Here is a 14,931-nt window from a genome sequence, read left to right as displayed (position 1 = left end):
CCGATTAGCCTGGAGCAAACGCTGAGGGCATCGCGAAGCGACGATTTTCTTGCCGGGAGCCCGGGTCGCCAGGGTAGCGGCGGTGAGCTACCCTGGCACGTTCACCGGTATTGTGGTGACAGAGTAGCAAGGAACGTAAAGTGAACGGAATGACCACCACAGCCGTATGTTCCCCCTCACCCCAGCCCTCTCCCCAAAAAGGAGAGGGAGCTGTCCGTGCTCGTATTTTTGTGGGGATCCCTCAACCCACCGGGAGAGGGAGCTTAAGCATTACGCGAGTTTCGGATACCCATCCGCAATCGCATCACCGGTAAACTGTGCCACCCAGCCTTCCGGGTTATCGAAAATACGGATAGCCGTAAAGTTCGGCTCTGAACCCATATCAAACCAGTGCGGCGTGCCTGCCGGTACAGAAATCAGATCGTTTTTCTCGCACAGCACCTGATACACCTCGTTGCCAATGTGCAGGCAAAACAGCCCGGCACCTTCCACAAAGAAACGCACTTCGTCTTCACCGTGGGTGTGCTCGTTCAGGAACTTCGCACGCAGCGCCTCTTTTTGCGGGTTATCGGCGCGCAGGCTGATCACATCCCAGCTCTGATAGCCTTTCTCGGCCACCAGTTTGTCGATCGCGTGCTGATAGGCGTTGATCACCGTTTCCGGCGCAGGATCGCGGCCTAAATCACGATCGGCGGCCCAGCGTTCAAAACGGACGCCTTTTGCATTGAGCTGTTGAGCGATCCCGTCGGCATCGGTGCTGTGCCAAAGGTGTTCGCTCGCGTCTTTATCAGAATAAATGGTTAATGCGCTCATGAAGGGATCTGCTCCGGGTTAATCTCGTCAAACTGGTGAACCTGATGGTGGTGGCTTGCGCCATCATCATCGCCACGAATCAGTTGCAGGGTACGAAAACCTGCCTGTTCGGCGGCGTCCAGCTCCTGATGAATATCCGACAGGAACAGGATCTGCGACGGGGCAATGCCCGTTTGCGCCGCAATATTCTGATATGACTGCACTTCTCGCTTAGCGCCAATGTGAGTATCAAAATAGCCGCTGAACAGATGAGTAATATCACCTTCGTCGCTGTAGCCAAATAACAGTTTCTGCGCAGCAACCGAGCCTGAGGAATAAACATAGAGATCAATGCCTTGCGCTTTCCATTTTTCCAGCGCAGGCAGCACATCCGGGTAGAGATGGCCGGTAAAGTCGCCATTCACGTAGCCGTCATGCCAGATGATGCCCTGAAGGGCTTTAAGGGCCGTCGATTTACGGTCTTCATCCATAAACGTAAACAGCGCTTCGGTCAGTTCACTGGCACTGGCATGCGGATTGCTAATTTCATCACGCAGGTTGTCCAGAATGGATTTGACCGGCTCGGCGTACTGCTGAGCGGTCACAAAGGCCGCCAGACGCTCACGCGCATAGGGGAACAAAACATTATGGACAAAACGGATATCGCTGGTGGTCCCTTCAATATCCGTCACAATCGCGCGAATCATATTCTCTCCAGTTGTCGTAAACGCATTTCGCATTCAAATAAGAATTCAAGGCCTTCCAGATGGCGGCGGGCTTCTGCCACGTCACGCCCCCAGCAGGTTAAGCCATGGCCGCGCAGAAGAAAACCATAATTAAGCGTACGTTCTTGTGCGTAATGGGCGATTCGCGAGGCGAGGGCGTCAATATCCTGGTCATTATCAAAGACCGGGATCACAACCGTATCCAGATGCGTGGTCTGTCCGCTGAGGGATTTTTGCATTTCAAAACCGCTGATGTGTAGCTCTGGTGTTTTTACCAGACGCGACAGTACCGTGGCGTTTACGGTATGGACATGCAACACGGCGTTGGCCTGCGGGAACAGGCGGTAGATTAGCGTGTGCAGCCCGGTTTCTGCCGAAGGTTTACGGCCTGACGGGGCACGGTTAGTGGCGATCTCCACTTGCAGGAAATCATCCGTGGTAAGGCTGCCTTTATCTTTGCCGGATTCACTGAGCCAGCACAGAGCGTCGTCCTGGCGAACGGACATGTTGCCGCCGGTTGCCGGAGCCCAGCCTTTTGCGCCAATCCAGCGGCAGGCGTCAACCAGGTGTGTGAGTTGCAGGTTGTCTGTCATGTTCCTTTTACCCTCTGTCGGCCAGGAATAATTATATGATATAGACGTCTAAGCGTCTTGATTGCCAAAGACTAACATCGTGTTATAGTGGCAGCAACATAAGTATTACAAGCAGGCACGACACAATGAGCAATAACGCATTGATTCCGCAGAGTAAACTCCCCAACCTTGGCACAACAATCTTTACCCAGATGAGCGCACTGGCACAGCAGCACAATGCCATTAACCTGTCGCAGGGGTTCCCGGATTTTGATGGCCCGGCGTATTTGCAGGAGCGGCTGGCGTATCACGTTGCGCAGGGCGCGAACCAGTACGCCCCCATGACGGGCGCACCGGCATTGCGCGAAGCTATTGCGGATAAGACTGCGGAGTTATATGGCTACAAACCTGACGCTGGCAGCGAGATCACGGTAACGGCAGGGGCGACTGAGGCGCTGTATGCCGCCATCACGGCGCTGGTGCGTACGGGCGATGAAGTTATCTGTTTTGACCCAAGCTATGACAGCTACGCCCCGGCGGTTGAGCTATCCGGCGGCGTGGTGAAACGCGTGGCACTACAACCACCGCATTTCCGCCCGGACTGGCAGGCGTTTGCCGGGTTACTGAGTGATAAAACCCGTCTGGTGATCCTCAATACCCCGCACAACCCGTCAGCAACGGTCTGGCAAAAAGCCGATTTTGTTGCACTGTGGCAGGCGATTGCCGAACATGAAATCTACGTGCTGAGTGATGAAGTTTACGAGCACATCTGTTTTGCCAAAGAAGGCCACGCCAGCGTCCTGGCGCATCCTGAACTTCGCCAGCGCGCCATTGTGGTGTCGTCGTTTGGGAAAACCTACCACATGACCGGCTGGAAAGTGGGTTACTGCGTGGCCCCTGCGGCGATAAGCGCAGAGCTACGTAAAGTGCATCAGTATCTGACATTTGCCGTAAACACTCCTGCGCAGCTGGCACTGGCCGATATGTTAAGAGCGGAGCCTGAACACTACCGCGCGCTGCCGGAATTCTACCGGGCGCGTCGCGACCTGTTTGTGGATGCCCTGAGTGCCAGCCGTCTGGAGATTTTGCCGAGCGAAGGGACTTACTTCCTGCTGGTGGATTACAGTGCGATATCCGACCTGGACGACGTGAGTTTTTGTCAGTGGCTGACCAAAGAAGCCGGCGTAGCGGCGATCCCGTTGTCGGTATTTTGCGCCGATCCCTTCCCGCATAAACTGATTCGCCTCTGTTTTGCGAAACAGGAATCGACGCTGCTGGCGGCGGCAGAGCGCCTGAACCGGCTCTGATTATTTCACCGTCCAGGCTTCTGAATAACGACGGTCTGCAAACAGTTCCAGCAGGCCGTTAATTTGCCTCAGACGTAACACCTCGTCATCGTCCATTCCCAGCTCTTTGCCGATTTTCGTATCGTCCCAGCCCAGTAATGCCAGCTCGCGCACCAGTTCTGACATGGCGTTAATCTGGTGTCGCCCGCGAGCGCGGTTGTGGCGGACAGTGGCCGCGATCTGGTCAAATTTTTGATGACGCTCTTTACGCAGGCAGGCGATCGGCTGATACCCTTTGAGCTGGCGCTTCATCGCGGCCCTGTTTTTACCGATCTCATGGCGGTGGAAACCGTCCACTATTTCGTAATGCTGCGGTTCATTTTCCGTTACCACGATGGGCTGAGTGAAACCGTCGAGTTCCAGCGATTTGCTGAGCAGGCGCATTTCAGGCGGCGCAACGTTGTTGGGGTTGTAATCATTCGCGGAAATATGCTCTTGCTTGACCCACAACACGCAGTCGATGGGCTGTTCGCGAAAGGGACTGTTGTTATGAATGGCCAGGCGAAATGCATTGATGGCATTGATACGCTCTTCTTCCGGGAGCGATTGCAGGTAGCTTTCCATTTCATTGATCAATCGTTGTTGCATAAGATCCCCCATTTCTGGCGTTTCGATTTCATCCGTTCACTGTAGCGCTGATAATGCTTGGGTTTGTTCGGGCTAAACGAGAGCGCCCGGCACCAGTAGTCGTTATTCAGAAGCACTTTGCAGACACGTCGCCAGGAGGGGATATCTTTTGTGCCGATGTCGCCTTCCTGAGTGTCGGGAATATCAGTCATCCCTCGCTTTTGATACCAGTGCAGATAGATAGCGATTTTATTGCGGTAATGTTCGGCGGTTTTTTGCGGCATACTCTCGAGCAGCAGCATGGCGTAATCTCGCCAACAGAGGTGGTCAGGCTTGAGGATTTTGCGGTGGCCATAAAAGTGGTTATCGTGCCCTGCGTAGATACCACCGCTACGTACACCGCTGACCCGTTCGCACATGGACGCCCAGCGTTCCGGCTCGACAACATGGTAGAGCCACAAGCCCTGGCGCTGCTCGGGGCCAAAAGGTTCGCAAATGCGCATATTACGCAGAGGAACACCCGCCTGAAACATCAGATTGTAGAGTGGGTTGTAGCAGTTGCCTGTTCTGGCAAGCCATGTCCAGATATCAGCGGTTTTCCAGTCATAGATCGGATAGATATACCAGGCATGACCGCCTGGCGCGGTGGTGGTCCAGGGTTTATCGTCGGCAAAACGCTGTTTATGTGCGTTCGCGATAGTCAGAAAACGGTTGTAGGATTCATCGGCACGAATGCCGACCATAACCGCAGCAGGGCGATTCTGGGCAAACCAGTCGGAAAATTCACGAACGAAGGCTTCAAATGTCATTCCTGACTGGTAAAAATCAAAATAGCCGGGGTCGGTAATCGCCTCTTCCGGGGGCTGGCGCACCCAGGTTACGCCAGGCTCCCAGCACTGCCATTCGGGTTGATACTGAGACAGCGCATTTTGTGTGGTGAGTGGCAATGCCACCCACCAGCACTGCTCAATAACATCGGCGTATTGCTGCCTCATGTTATTCACATGCTGAATGGTGCATGTGAACTGAGCTTCCCAGTCGATAAATAACAGATGAATTTTCTTGCCTTTTTTTCGGGCCAGTTGAGCCGTTAAATGCAGCATGATGGTGGAATCCTTCCCGCCAGAAAACGAAACGCAGACTCTGGGTAAGTTATCAAAGACCCATGAAATACGGTCTATAGCGGCCTCAAGGACGTTTTTATCAAGTGGATATTTGTAGATTGACAAAAGCAAGCTCCTCCTGGAAATGAATACCGGATGGGTGTGTCAATACAAGAAGAGAGTAATAGTAGTGAAAAATTAATGCAGGTAAATGAAAAAAAGAATTGTTTTTATAAACTATAAATGAGAGCTATATTTTAACAAAAATGTAATAGCTGTGAGAACCACAGCTATCCTTGTTTATTTCTCGGTGATCTGCTCAATAAATGTAGCGAAAATCGAACTGTTTAGTGCAGAGCGGTTATAAATCATGAACACTTCCATGACGGGGAGTGTATAGGGGGCATCGATTTTTTTGAGTCTTAACACTTCCTTGTATTTTTCATACAGAACTTCAGGGATATATCCGATGAGGTGGGAAGCGCTGATCATGGCAAGAATTGAGAAGATTGAGTCACAGCGAAAACCGATGGTTTTATTCGTATGTATTTGCTCGGCATTGGACTGATACGTTTTGATGCCAGGTTCATCACTCAGGAATAACGAAAATTTCTCTTTCTGGAGTTCTTCCATCGTGGCGGAATCATGTATGCGCGGATGGTCCAGACTGCAGACCATGATCATGTTGTAGTTAACATACGGAATGCACACCATCGAACGGTTGTTTACCGGTGCCATTGAGAAAATTAAGTCTGCTTTGCGGTAAGCGAGCAGGTCTTCCGATGAGTCTGCTGATAGCAGCATATCATGTAGCTCGATTTCGTAATTATGCTCTCTCATCAATAGCTTCATTGGATTGAGAAGGTTATTTGTGGTCAGGATTTGTGGGCAATAGATGATAAAATTCTTCTTCAGCTCTGAACCATGCATGATGTTAATGGTCTGCTCAAGCTGGTTCAGGTTTTGCTCAAGGTGATGATGCAGATTGACCCCCACAGTAGTCGGTGTGATCCCTTTACCGGAACGAATAAACAGAGGGTCGTTGAGCTGATTACGCAGGCGCTGGAGCGACTGACTGACTGCCGAAGGTGTGATAAAGAGTGTTTCAGCCGCCTTGCTGATGCTCAGGTGCTGGTAGATACACTCGAAAATCACCAGCAGGTTAAGGTCGAATTTTTTGAGATCATAAAGATTTGCCATGTTTCATCCTGAGTGAGTTGCATTGTGTTATCACATCACTGATAACTATAGAACGAAGTTAACCATTTACCATCCATGTGATTAATTCGCTTAAATCAATTTGAATGTTTACTTAATATATCATGGTGGCGGATTAATGAAATAGAGCTTCACGTAATATTAAGATAATTTTATCTTTAAAAGGTAAATGGAGCTTTAGTGAATATGGTTTAATTTATGTGTTGACACTTAATTATCATTCATTTTTATTCTTTGTAGGGTTGTGAAACTATTCCCGATAGCAACAATGTTCGGTAAAACCTATCGCAGCTATAGATATGACTACCTCTCCATTGCATTGCTCTGTGCCTTTGTGGGTGGTGTAATCAGGGCGCTGTTACGGCCTTGATATAAAGGTATGTAGAGCGCAACGCAACGCCAGTGTTTCTGGCACTGAAAGTTCCTGTGGGAAGTTCAGGTAATAGGGCCGCCCACCAGGGCGGCCTTTTTACTTTGGGCTTTTATTCATTCAGTTCACATGGTGGTCTTGTTCGGGTTGTTAGGTATGGCTGATTGATTTGATAAAGCAAACGCATTAGCCCACTCAACGAAAGTTGGTTACCTTACATCTCAACGAAAACACGGAGGAAATACAGATGTCCTTAATTAACACTAAGATTAAACCTTTCAAAAACCAGGCGTTCAAAAACGGTGAGTTCGTAGAAGTGACCGAAAAAGATACTGAAGGCCGCTGGAGCGTCTTCTTCTTCTATCCGGCTGACTTCACCTTCGTATGCCCGACTGAACTGGGCGACGTTGCAGATCACTACGACGAATTGCAGAAACTGGGCGTGGATGTTTACTCCGTATCAACTGATACCCACTTCACCCACAAAGCATGGCATAGCAGCTCTGAAACCATCGCAAAAATCAAATACGCGATGATCGGCGACCCGACTGGCGCCCTGACCCGTAACTTCGACAACATGCGTGAAGATGAAGGCCTGGCCGACCGCGCCACCTTCGTTGTTGACCCGCAGGGTATTATCCAGGCTATCGAAGTTACCGCTGAAGGTATCGGCCGTGATGCATCTGACCTGCTGCGTAAAGTGAAAGCGGCTCAGTATGTTGCTTCTCACCCAGGCGAAGTCTGCCCGGCAAAATGGAAAGAAGGCGAAGCAACGCTGGCTCCATCCTTAGACCTGGTCGGTAAAATCTAAATTTCCGTCGTCTTTCACGCCATAGCTGCGTTGGCGTCGCCTGCTCACCCCGGTCACTTACTTCTGTAAGCTCCCGGGGATTCTCAGGCTAGCCGCCTTGCTCTGACGCGAAATACTTTGGAAATTATTTCAGTCATGGGCGCGCCCGCGCCCATTTCATTCAGCACCATGATGCAAGTTGCATTCAGGCCGCCTGTATAAGGCAGCTTGCATGATGACGTTTTAAGAGAGGGAAGAACAATGCTCGACACTAATATGAAAACCCAGCTCAAGGCCTACCTTGAGAAACTGACTAAACCTGTTGAGCTGATTGCCACGCTGGACGACAGCGCTAAATCGGCAGAGATCAAGGAACTGCTGGCGGAGATCGCCGAACTGTCAGCGAAAGTGACCTTCAAAGAAGATAACAGCCTGGCAGTGCGTAAACCGTCATTCCTGATAACTAACCCAGGCTCTGACCAGGGGCCGCGCTTTGCCGGCTCCCCACTGGGTCACGAATTTACCTCACTGGTGCTGGCACTGCTGTGGACCGGTGGCCATCCGTCGAAAGAAGCGCAGGCGCTGCTGGAGCAGATCCGCGATATCGACGGTGATTTCGAGTTTGAAACCTATTACTCGCTCTCCTGCCACAACTGCCCGGACGTGGTGCAGGCGCTGAACCTGATGTCGGTACTGAACCCGCGTATTAAGCACACGGCGATTGACGGCGGTACCTTCCAGAATGAAATCACCGATCGCAATGTGATGGGTGTTCCGGCGGTATATATGAATGGTCAGGAGTTCGGCCAGGGCCGTATGACCCTGACGGAAATCGTTGCCAAAGTGGATACCGGCGCAGAAAAACGTGCGGCAGAAGAGCTGAACAAACGTGATGCTTACGATGTGCTGATTGTTGGATCCGGCCCGGCGGGTGCGGCAGCGGCGGTATATTCTGCACGTAAAGGTATTCGCACCGGTCTGATGGGCGAACGTTTTGGCGGCCAGGTGCTTGATACCGTGGATATCGAAAACTACATCTCCGTGCCGAAGACCGAAGGCCAGAAACTGGCAGGCGCCCTGAAGGCGCACGTCAGCGATTACGAAGTGGATGTGATCGACAGCCAGAGTGCCAGCAAGCTGGTTCCGGCGGCGGTTGAAGGCGGTTTACACCAGATTGAAACTGCCTCCGGTGCGGTGCTGAAAGCACGCAGTATTATCATTGCCACCGGCGCAAAATGGCGCAACATGAATGTGCCGGGTGAAGATCAGTATCGCACCAAAGGGGTGACGTACTGTCCGCACTGCGATGGCCCACTGTTTAAGGGGAAACGTGTTGCGGTGATTGGCGGCGGTAACTCCGGCGTGGAAGCGGCAATCGACCTGGCGGGGATTGTTGAGCATGTGACGCTGCTGGAGTTTGCGCCAGAGATGAAAGCGGACCAGGTGCTCCAGGATAAAGTGCGTGGCCTGAAAAATGTCGACATCGTGCTGAATGCGCAGACCACAGAAGTGAAGGGCGATGGCAGCAAAGTGACGGGGCTGGAATACCGTGACCGCGTGAGTGGCGATGTGCACAACGTTGCGCTGTCGGGCATCTTTGTGCAGATTGGCCTGTTGCCAAACACCACCTGGCTGGAAGGGGCAATCGAGCGTAACCGCATGGGTGAAATCATCATCGACGCGAAATGCGAAACCAGCGTGAAGGGCGTATTTGCGGCGGGCGACTGCACCACCGTACCGTACAAACAGATTATCATCGCCACCGGCGAAGGCGCTAAAGCCTCCCTGAGCGCATTTGATTATCTGATCCGTACGAAGACAGCATAATAAAAGAAAGTAAGACGACACCTGCAAAACTAAAAGGCCACCGAAAAAGGTGGCCTTTTTTTTATCTTACAACCAGCACCGGGATGTGGGTGTGGCGGATCACGCTGGAAGCATTCGAGCCCAGCAGGTGAGTGGTAATTGATGGGTTACGTGAGCCGATGACGACCATATCTGCTTTCAGTTCGTTCGCCAGTTCATTCACGGCATCACGCACATTGCCAAATCTGACATGCGTTTTGATGCGGGCCGGATCGATGCTGAAATGCCCCACCATGGTTTGTAAGCGCGTTTCCGCTTCGTGTTGCAGATGCTCTTCGAAACGCCGTACGTCGGCAGCAAAGCGATGCAGGCTAAGACTGGCGGAACCCGGTAAAACATGCAAAAGATGAATAACTCCGTTCTGCTGAGCAAGGAACTCGGCGTGGCGTACAGCCTTATCGCTTAGCTCCATTTCAAAAACATCAACTGGCATAATGATTCTCTGATACATACCCGTTTCTCCTTGTTTATAAACGCTAAAACTATTCAAGCACAAAATAATTGTGGTTTCTGATAGCTGTCTGGCACTTTTTCATGTCATACATTTTTTACTATTTGAGAGGTTAAGCAGAAGGAGGGTTACCAGTGACGTTCAAGATAAAGCACGGCCATGACGATAATCGCCAATAAAAACAGAAAAACCAGTACGATAGCCAGTTCTTCAAGCATGACCGTCCCCGCGGCACCAAAACAGATTAAGCGTGGATTAAGGGGGTTTTGCGCGATATAAGACGAATGGGTGAATTTCGGAAAGAGGATGCGCGGGCACCCTCCGGGCAAAGCGGTTGTCGCGTGTTCAGAAGGGATTAACGAAGGTAATCGCCGGCCGCTTCTGGCTGGTAAAGCAGTTCGAGCACTTCAAGATGCGTAGCGGTACCGCCGGGCAATTCCCAGTGGATGGTGTCGCCGGTACGCAAACCAATTAACGCCGCGCCCACAGGAGCCAGAACGGAAAGCTGCGTGCTGCTGTCGGTCATTTGTGCCGGGTAAACCAGGGTGCGGGTGCGCTCTTCACCGGTGGTCAGGTCGCGGAATTTCACCTGGCTGTTCATCGTCACCACATTATGCGGCATCGACTCTGGCGTGCACATTTGCGCCCGATCCAGCTCAGCATTCAGTGCATCTGCAATGGGCAGTGCAGCAAATTCTGGCTTTTCAAGAAGCCTGTCGATACGTTCTGCGTCGAGTTCATTAATGATAATAGTGGGTCTGGACATTTATTACTCCATGTCGTTAATGCTGCGTGTAACGCAGAAACCAATCCAAAAGAAAACCCTCGCCGTCTGGCAGCGAGGGTTTAACTCTCCCGATGATACTCACTGAGCAGGCAAGTTTGAAGTGATGAAGGTCACATTCATCGGTCATATGAATTTTTGGCGAAAAACGTGATCACTCGCAAATTTGCATTATCCTTTTTAAGCGCCCTTATTCGGCGACTATCCGCATTCAGTGTTCCGTTGAGGAGATCTCATGAGCGATTACGACAAACTTACCTTGAAAGACGGCAGTTATTTGCATTTTAAAGACTGGGGAAGTGGGCAACCCATCGTGTTCAGTCACGGCTGGCCGCTGACGGCTGATGCCTTTGAAGATCAAATGTTGTTTCTGGGGTCAAAAGGATTTCGTGTGATTGCGCATGACCGACGTGGTCATGGCCGCTCGGCACAGCCTTGGGACGGGCATAATATGGATCAATACGCTGACGATTTGGCTGAACTGACGGCGCATCTTAATCTGAAAGATGCGGTGCATGTGGGTCATTCAACAGGCGGTGGGGAAGTGGCGCGCTATATTGGCCGTCATGGCACACAGCGCGTGGCGAAAGCCGTGCTGATTGGCGCTGTTACACCGATTATGATCAAAACCGATTTCAACCCCAATGGGGGGCCGAAAGAGGTCTTTGATGGTATTCGGGAAGGCGTGGTTAACGATCGTGCGGCATTCTTCTACGAGCTGACCGCCGCGTTTTACGGTTATAACCGCCCGGGCGCGAAAGAGTCTAAAGCGGTACGTGAAAGCTTTGTGGAGCAGGGGCTTCAGGGCTCTATTAAGGCGCTGTACGACTGTATCAAAGCCTTTTCGGAAACCGACCTGCGTGGCGATCTGAAAAAGATGACCATCCCGACGCTGGTCATTCACGGTGATGACGATCAAATCGTGCCGATCGATACCTGTGGACGGGTGGCGGCGGAGATCCTGCCTGATGCGCAACTCAAGGTGTATGCGGGCGGCTCGCACGGTATCTGCACCACCCATAAGCACCAGATTAACGACGATTTGCTGAAATTTATTCAGTCTTAATTTCTGGCGGATTGCGTTACGCTGATTGTCCTGAAACAGGGCAATGAGCGAAGCGTAATTCGTGTACGCCCTATCCACCAGAGATAACTATGTACTTCTATGAACCTTCTCAGGGTCACGGCCTGCCGCATGACCCGCTGAATGCTATCGTTGGCCCACGCCCGATTGGCTGGATCGCCTCTTGCGACAAAGAGGGGCGGCCAAATCTTGCACCTTATAGTTTCTTCAACTGCTTTAACTATCGCCCGCCGATCATTGGATTTTCCAGTAATGGCTGGAAAGACAGCGTGCGTAATATTGTCGAAACGGGCGAGTTTGTCTGGAACCTTGCAACGCTGGACCTGGCGCATGCAATGAATGAAACCTCTGCAATGCTGCCGCAAGGTGAAAATGAGTTTGTCTTTGCCGGGTTAACGACTGCAGAGAGCAAGCTGGTTAAAGCACCTCGCGTGGCAGAAAGCCCGGTGAATTTCGAGTGCCGCCTTTCACAGTGCATTCAGCTGACGGGTGCCGATGGGTCGCCAATAGAAACCTGGCTGGTGTTGGGGGAAGTTGTCGGGATCCATATTCAGGAATCGCTACTGGAAGAGGGTATTTACCAGACCGCCAAAGCCCGTCCAATACTGCGAGCGGGTGGGCCGACGGCCTATTATGCCATTAGCGACGAGCACCGGTTTGACATGGCGCGCCCCGGGGCAGGTCAGTAACCGACTTTATCGATAACGAATTGCTTACCGCAGTTACCGGGATGTGGCTGCGCGGCAAAAGAGGTCGCAGAAAGTGGATTGTTAATGGTGTCGGCGTTCAGCGAGAGCTGCAATTCAGTGAGATAGGCCGGATTACCGCTACAGGTCAGCTTGATGGCTTTGATACTCTCTTTCCCCCATCCTTTGCCGACGGCATCATCAAAATCGCTACGGCTAACGGTTTTACCGTAATTATTCGCCAGAAATTGCCCCAGCGGGCTGCTTTTCACTTCCTGATTCATCCGCACCATGGTGCCGAAATAGGCATCGGGGTCGAAGCCAAAGCAGACGCCATGTTTGGCATATTCGTAGCGCTCAAGACAAGAGTTACCACCGGCTCCCGGCATCACGCTGTTGAGTTTTGCTGCGCCCGACAGGGATAACCCGGTTTCGGCGGCTGAACATTTACGGCTGGCTTTCACTTCCGGCATGTTGGGGATCGGGCGAGTGGCGCAGCCAAAACGCATCCAGCGGCGTTCATCCACCCCGCGCGAGGCAATGGATTTTGGCAGGCCTGGCCACAGACCGTGCACGGTCAGGAAATCGGTTTTGGTCTTGCTCTCTTTTTGCAGGCGACACTCGTCCGGTTCGTTACGGTTGCGCTCGACCATGCTCTGACAAAACCCGGTTTGCCAGGAGAGCGCCAGAACGTAGCGATCGAAATCCCCGTACTGCGTTGCCTTAAGAGGTTCTGCCTGTGCGGAGAAAACGCAGAGTGCAAGCGCCATAGCGCCAGACGGAAAAACAATATCCTTCCTGAACATTTGAATTCCTGAATGATTGAAAACGGATTATTTCTGGAAGTTATTAAAGCACAAAAAGCGCCCGCAGGCGCTTTTTTGCGGGTGAGGAACTTATCCCACCGCTGTGCCAGGCACCAGCACTTCGGTTGCAATGATGACCACGATCAGGCCAACAAGAACGGGAACAGAGGTACGTTTCACCACTTCAAACGGTGATATTTTTGCCATCCCGGCAACGGCAACCACCACACCGGAAACCGGAGAAATGGTGCGGCCCAGGTTGGATGCCTGCAACATCGGAATGGAAAGATAAGCCGGGTTGATACCGGAGGAGTGCGCCAGTTTAGGGATCATCTCAACAAAGGCGTAGAACGGCGCATTACCAGAGCCGGTGGTCATTGCAGCCAGCATGGTCAGAATTACCAGCACCAGCATCAGGATAATGCTGGCAGAGCCGAAGGAGGTGGCAATGGAGATCAGGCTCTGGATGAAGCCGATGGTGCTCAACCCCTGAGCAAACACGCCTGCAGCAACCAGCAGCATTACGACACCTGCAAAGGCATCCGCCATACCGCGATAGGCTACTTCCAGCCCGGAAAACACTTTCTGAGTATTGAAGCCACGCACAAATTCCAGCATCGCCGCCAGCAGGATGCAGATAACCAGAATCGTAATGATATGCAGCTGCGGACCCCATTTGCCGTCAAAAATCAGCACGCCAATAATCGGTGTAAAGGGCAGGATGGCGTAAAAGGTTGGTGCGGTAGTGGTGATTTCACCCACATCCAGCATTTCGTGGCTGATGTTCTCTTTTTTGTCGAGATAGCGCTGCCAGAAAAAGTGGGCAATCGCCATGGCAATAATGGCGGCAATCGAGATAGGCAGCGTGGTTTTAAACGCAAAATCGATCAGCGACATTTCAGCGGCTTTTGCTGCCAGCACCACATCACCGGAAGTTGGCGAAAGAATAATGGCCGCAGGAGAGGCGCAAATAGCAGCAGCCGCGCCACGGCTAATCCCCACGTTGACCATGATGGGGAACAGTGTCGCCATTAATAGCACGCCAAGACCTGTGGCAGACGAGACGGCCAGTGACATCAGGCAGGCCAGGAAATAAGCGGCGATCATCAGCAGATATGGGGAGTTGATGAATTTCAACGGCCGGGATGCCAGCTTAACGACCATGTCGTTCGCGCCGATGTGGGTCATAAATGCTGCAAAACCGCACAGCATCATGATCATCATACCCAGGTCGCCGCCACGGCTCATGAGCAGAATTTTTATGTATTCGACAATGTCGGTCGCGGTATAGCCCGTACTGGTTTCGCTGGCGGGTAAGACTTTATGGCCCAGTAAGGCGCTAATAATGAGCAGCGTCAGACCGCCGACAAATAAGACCCCAGTGGCTGAGTAGCCTTTAATGATGTAGCGGGCTACACCGACAATGACGACGACTCCGATAAGGAGCTCAATAAACGTAAGCATGGTTTCCCCTGTATCCCTGCTGCCCGAGAGCACAAATAGTCAATAAAAAAAGAAGGATGAAATGTGCCGAATTAATGGCCTGTCATTGCTGATTAAAATCAATAAATATACTACTAAAGGAGAGAGTAACGATATTTTGCCATTACCCTATCATTTGCATCATGGGGTTATTGACTCATTGAATCATTATTATATGTCATAGAAATGATATTGAAGTGTTAATGTATTTGAGGCTATTTATCAGGGGATTGATAAAGAACGTAAATCTCTTTAAAAGCACTTTCTATTCTTTCTTTTCCCTGCATAT

The 14,931-nt window shown here is 51.5% G+C and carries 16 protein-coding genes; 5 read left to right on the top strand and 11 right to left on the bottom strand.

The genetic code is table 11. From position 1 onward, the window contains the following. Positions 1-270: 270 nt before the first annotated feature. The 3 genes from ACS603_RS17215 to ACS603_RS17205 are packed head-to-tail and all read right to left on the bottom strand — an operon-like array spanning position 271 to position 2,110. A complete protein-coding gene (locus ACS603_RS17215; RefSeq protein WP_182059991.1) occupies positions 271-813 on the bottom strand; it encodes a 1,2-dihydroxy-3-keto-5-methylthiopentene dioxygenase in 543 nt (180 codons plus the stop codon). Continuing rightward, positions 810-1,499, bottom strand: a complete 690-nt coding sequence (mtnC, locus tag ACS603_RS17210) for an acireductone synthase (protein ID WP_182059992.1) — start codon at positions 1,497-1,499, stop codon at positions 810-812. The genes ACS603_RS17215 and mtnC overlap by 4 nt, the downstream gene beginning before the upstream one ends. Continuing rightward, positions 1,496-2,110 (bottom strand): methylthioribulose 1-phosphate dehydratase, encoded by a 615-nt coding sequence (locus ACS603_RS17205; protein ID WP_182059993.1) that lies wholly within the window; start codon positions 2,108-2,110, stop codon positions 1,496-1,498. The genes mtnC and ACS603_RS17205 overlap by 4 nt, the downstream gene beginning before the upstream one ends. 125 nt (positions 2,111-2,235) lie before the next feature. On the opposite strand from ACS603_RS17205, the gene ACS603_RS17200 reads away from it, so the two are divergent. After that, complete coding sequence (locus ACS603_RS17200; protein WP_474944624.1) at positions 2,236-3,396, top strand: pyridoxal phosphate-dependent aminotransferase; 1,161 nt, start codon at positions 2,236-2,238, stop codon at positions 3,394-3,396. Here the strand turns inward: ACS603_RS17200 and ACS603_RS17195 are convergent, their stop codons facing one another. From ACS603_RS17195 to citR, 3 genes are all read right to left on the bottom strand, one after another. Continuing rightward, the gene (locus ACS603_RS17195; protein ID WP_315688104.1) at positions 3,397-4,035 is read right to left on the bottom strand and encodes an IbrB-like domain-containing protein; all 639 of its coding nucleotides are present in this window, start codon (positions 4,033-4,035) and stop codon (positions 3,397-3,399) included. It lies immediately after the preceding gene. After that, positions 4,008-5,231, bottom strand: coding sequence for a phosphoadenosine phosphosulfate reductase (locus tag ACS603_RS17190; protein WP_182059996.1), 1,224 nt, complete (start codon positions 5,229-5,231; stop codon positions 4,008-4,010). Before ACS603_RS17190 ends, ACS603_RS17195 begins: the two co-directional genes overlap by 28 nt. A gap of 174 nt (positions 5,232-5,405) precedes the next feature. Then, positions 5,406-6,305, bottom strand: a complete 900-nt coding sequence (gene citR, locus ACS603_RS17185) for a DNA-binding transcriptional repressor CitR (protein ID WP_182059997.1) — start codon at positions 6,303-6,305, stop codon at positions 5,406-5,408. 635 nt (positions 6,306-6,940) lie between these two features. Here citR and ahpC point away from each other — a divergent pair. Both ahpC and ahpF read left to right on the top strand, forming a co-directional pair. Next, positions 6,941-7,504: an alkyl hydroperoxide reductase subunit C gene (ahpC, locus tag ACS603_RS17180; protein ID WP_062934976.1), complete on the top strand. Its 564-nt coding sequence runs from the start codon at positions 6,941-6,943 to the stop codon at positions 7,502-7,504. A gap of 240 nt (positions 7,505-7,744) precedes the next feature. Further along, complete coding sequence (gene ahpF / locus ACS603_RS17175) at positions 7,745-9,310, top strand: alkyl hydroperoxide reductase subunit F (RefSeq protein WP_474944623.1); 1,566 nt, start codon at positions 7,745-7,747, stop codon at positions 9,308-9,310. Between the two features lie 61 nt (positions 9,311-9,371). Here the strand turns inward: ahpF and uspG are convergent, their stop codons facing one another. The 3 genes from uspG to rnk form a co-directional block, all read right to left on the bottom strand. Then, a complete protein-coding gene (gene uspG / locus ACS603_RS17170) occupies positions 9,372-9,800 on the bottom strand; it encodes a universal stress protein UspG (RefSeq protein WP_166717371.1) in 429 nt (142 codons plus the stop codon). A gap of 128 nt (positions 9,801-9,928) precedes the next feature. After that, a complete protein-coding gene (gene yldA, locus ACS603_RS17165) occupies positions 9,929-10,018 on the bottom strand; it encodes a small membrane protein YldA (protein WP_310649357.1) in 90 nt (29 codons plus the stop codon). A gap of 137 nt (positions 10,019-10,155) precedes the next feature. Further along, positions 10,156-10,566, bottom strand: coding sequence for a nucleoside diphosphate kinase regulator (gene rnk, locus ACS603_RS17160; RefSeq protein ID WP_315688110.1), 411 nt, complete (start codon positions 10,564-10,566; stop codon positions 10,156-10,158). Between the two features lie 253 nt (positions 10,567-10,819). Between rnk and ACS603_RS17155 the strand changes: the two genes are divergently transcribed. Beyond that, positions 10,820-11,650, top strand: coding sequence for an alpha/beta fold hydrolase (locus tag ACS603_RS17155; RefSeq protein WP_474944622.1), 831 nt, complete (start codon positions 10,820-10,822; stop codon positions 11,648-11,650). Between the two features lie 89 nt (positions 11,651-11,739). Continuing rightward, positions 11,740-12,357 (top strand): flavin reductase family protein, encoded by a 618-nt coding sequence (locus tag ACS603_RS17150; RefSeq protein ID WP_474944621.1) that lies wholly within the window; start codon positions 11,740-11,742, stop codon positions 12,355-12,357. On the opposite strand, the gene rna is transcribed toward ACS603_RS17150, so the two are convergent. Both rna and dcuC read right to left on the bottom strand, forming a co-directional pair. Beyond that, entirely contained in the window at positions 12,351-13,160 is an 810-nt protein-coding gene (rna, locus tag ACS603_RS17145) for a ribonuclease I (RefSeq protein ID WP_182060001.1), read from the bottom strand. The two genes, ACS603_RS17150 and rna, sit on opposite strands and share 7 nt — an antisense overlap. A gap of 90 nt (positions 13,161-13,250) precedes the next feature. Beyond that, positions 13,251-14,624 (bottom strand): anaerobic C4-dicarboxylate transporter DcuC, encoded by a 1,374-nt coding sequence (dcuC, locus tag ACS603_RS17140; protein ID WP_182060002.1) that lies wholly within the window; start codon positions 14,622-14,624, stop codon positions 13,251-13,253. Positions 14,625-14,931: the final 307 nt, after the last annotated feature.

This window comes from Enterobacter sp. Li2LvB3, assembly GCF_056156645.1.
Note: the sequence above shows the minus strand (reverse complement) of the source record. Positions and strands in the feature narration are given on the sequence as shown.

Coding starts and splice junctions, on each gene's coding strand:
- ACS603_RS17215 (WP_182059991.1), bottom strand. CDS start 813: ATGAGCGCATTAACCATTTATTCTGATAAAGACGCGAGCGAACACCTT.
- mtnC (WP_182059992.1), bottom strand. CDS start 1,499: ATGATTCGCGCGATTGTGACGGATATTGAAGGGACCACCAGCGATATC.
- ACS603_RS17205 (WP_182059993.1), bottom strand. CDS start 2,110: ATGACAGACAACCTGCAACTCACACACCTGGTTGACGCCTGCCGCTGG.
- ACS603_RS17200 (WP_474944624.1), top strand. CDS start 2,236: ATGAGCAATAACGCATTGATTCCGCAGAGTAAACTCCCCAACCTTGGC.
- ACS603_RS17195 (WP_315688104.1), bottom strand. CDS start 4,035: ATGGGGGATCTTATGCAACAACGATTGATCAATGAAATGGAAAGCTAC.
- citR (WP_182059997.1), bottom strand. CDS start 6,305: ATGGCAAATCTTTATGATCTCAAAAAATTCGACCTTAACCTGCTGGTG.
- ahpC (WP_062934976.1), top strand. CDS start 6,941: ATGTCCTTAATTAACACTAAGATTAAACCTTTCAAAAACCAGGCGTTC.
- ahpF (WP_474944623.1), top strand. CDS start 7,745: ATGCTCGACACTAATATGAAAACCCAGCTCAAGGCCTACCTTGAGAAA.
- uspG (WP_166717371.1), bottom strand. CDS start 9,800: ATGTATCAGAGAATCATTATGCCAGTTGATGTTTTTGAAATGGAGCTA.
- yldA (WP_310649357.1), bottom strand. CDS start 10,018: ATGCTTGAAGAACTGGCTATCGTACTGGTTTTTCTGTTTTTATTGGCG.
- rnk (WP_315688110.1), bottom strand. CDS start 10,566: ATGTCCAGACCCACTATTATCATTAATGAACTCGACGCAGAACGTATC.
- ACS603_RS17155 (WP_474944622.1), top strand. CDS start 10,820: ATGAGCGATTACGACAAACTTACCTTGAAAGACGGCAGTTATTTGCAT.
- ACS603_RS17150 (WP_474944621.1), top strand. CDS start 11,740: ATGTACTTCTATGAACCTTCTCAGGGTCACGGCCTGCCGCATGACCCG.
- rna (WP_182060001.1), bottom strand. CDS start 13,160: ATGTTCAGGAAGGATATTGTTTTTCCGTCTGGCGCTATGGCGCTTGCA.
- dcuC (WP_182060002.1), bottom strand. CDS start 14,624: ATGCTTACGTTTATTGAGCTCCTTATCGGAGTCGTCGTCATTGTCGGT.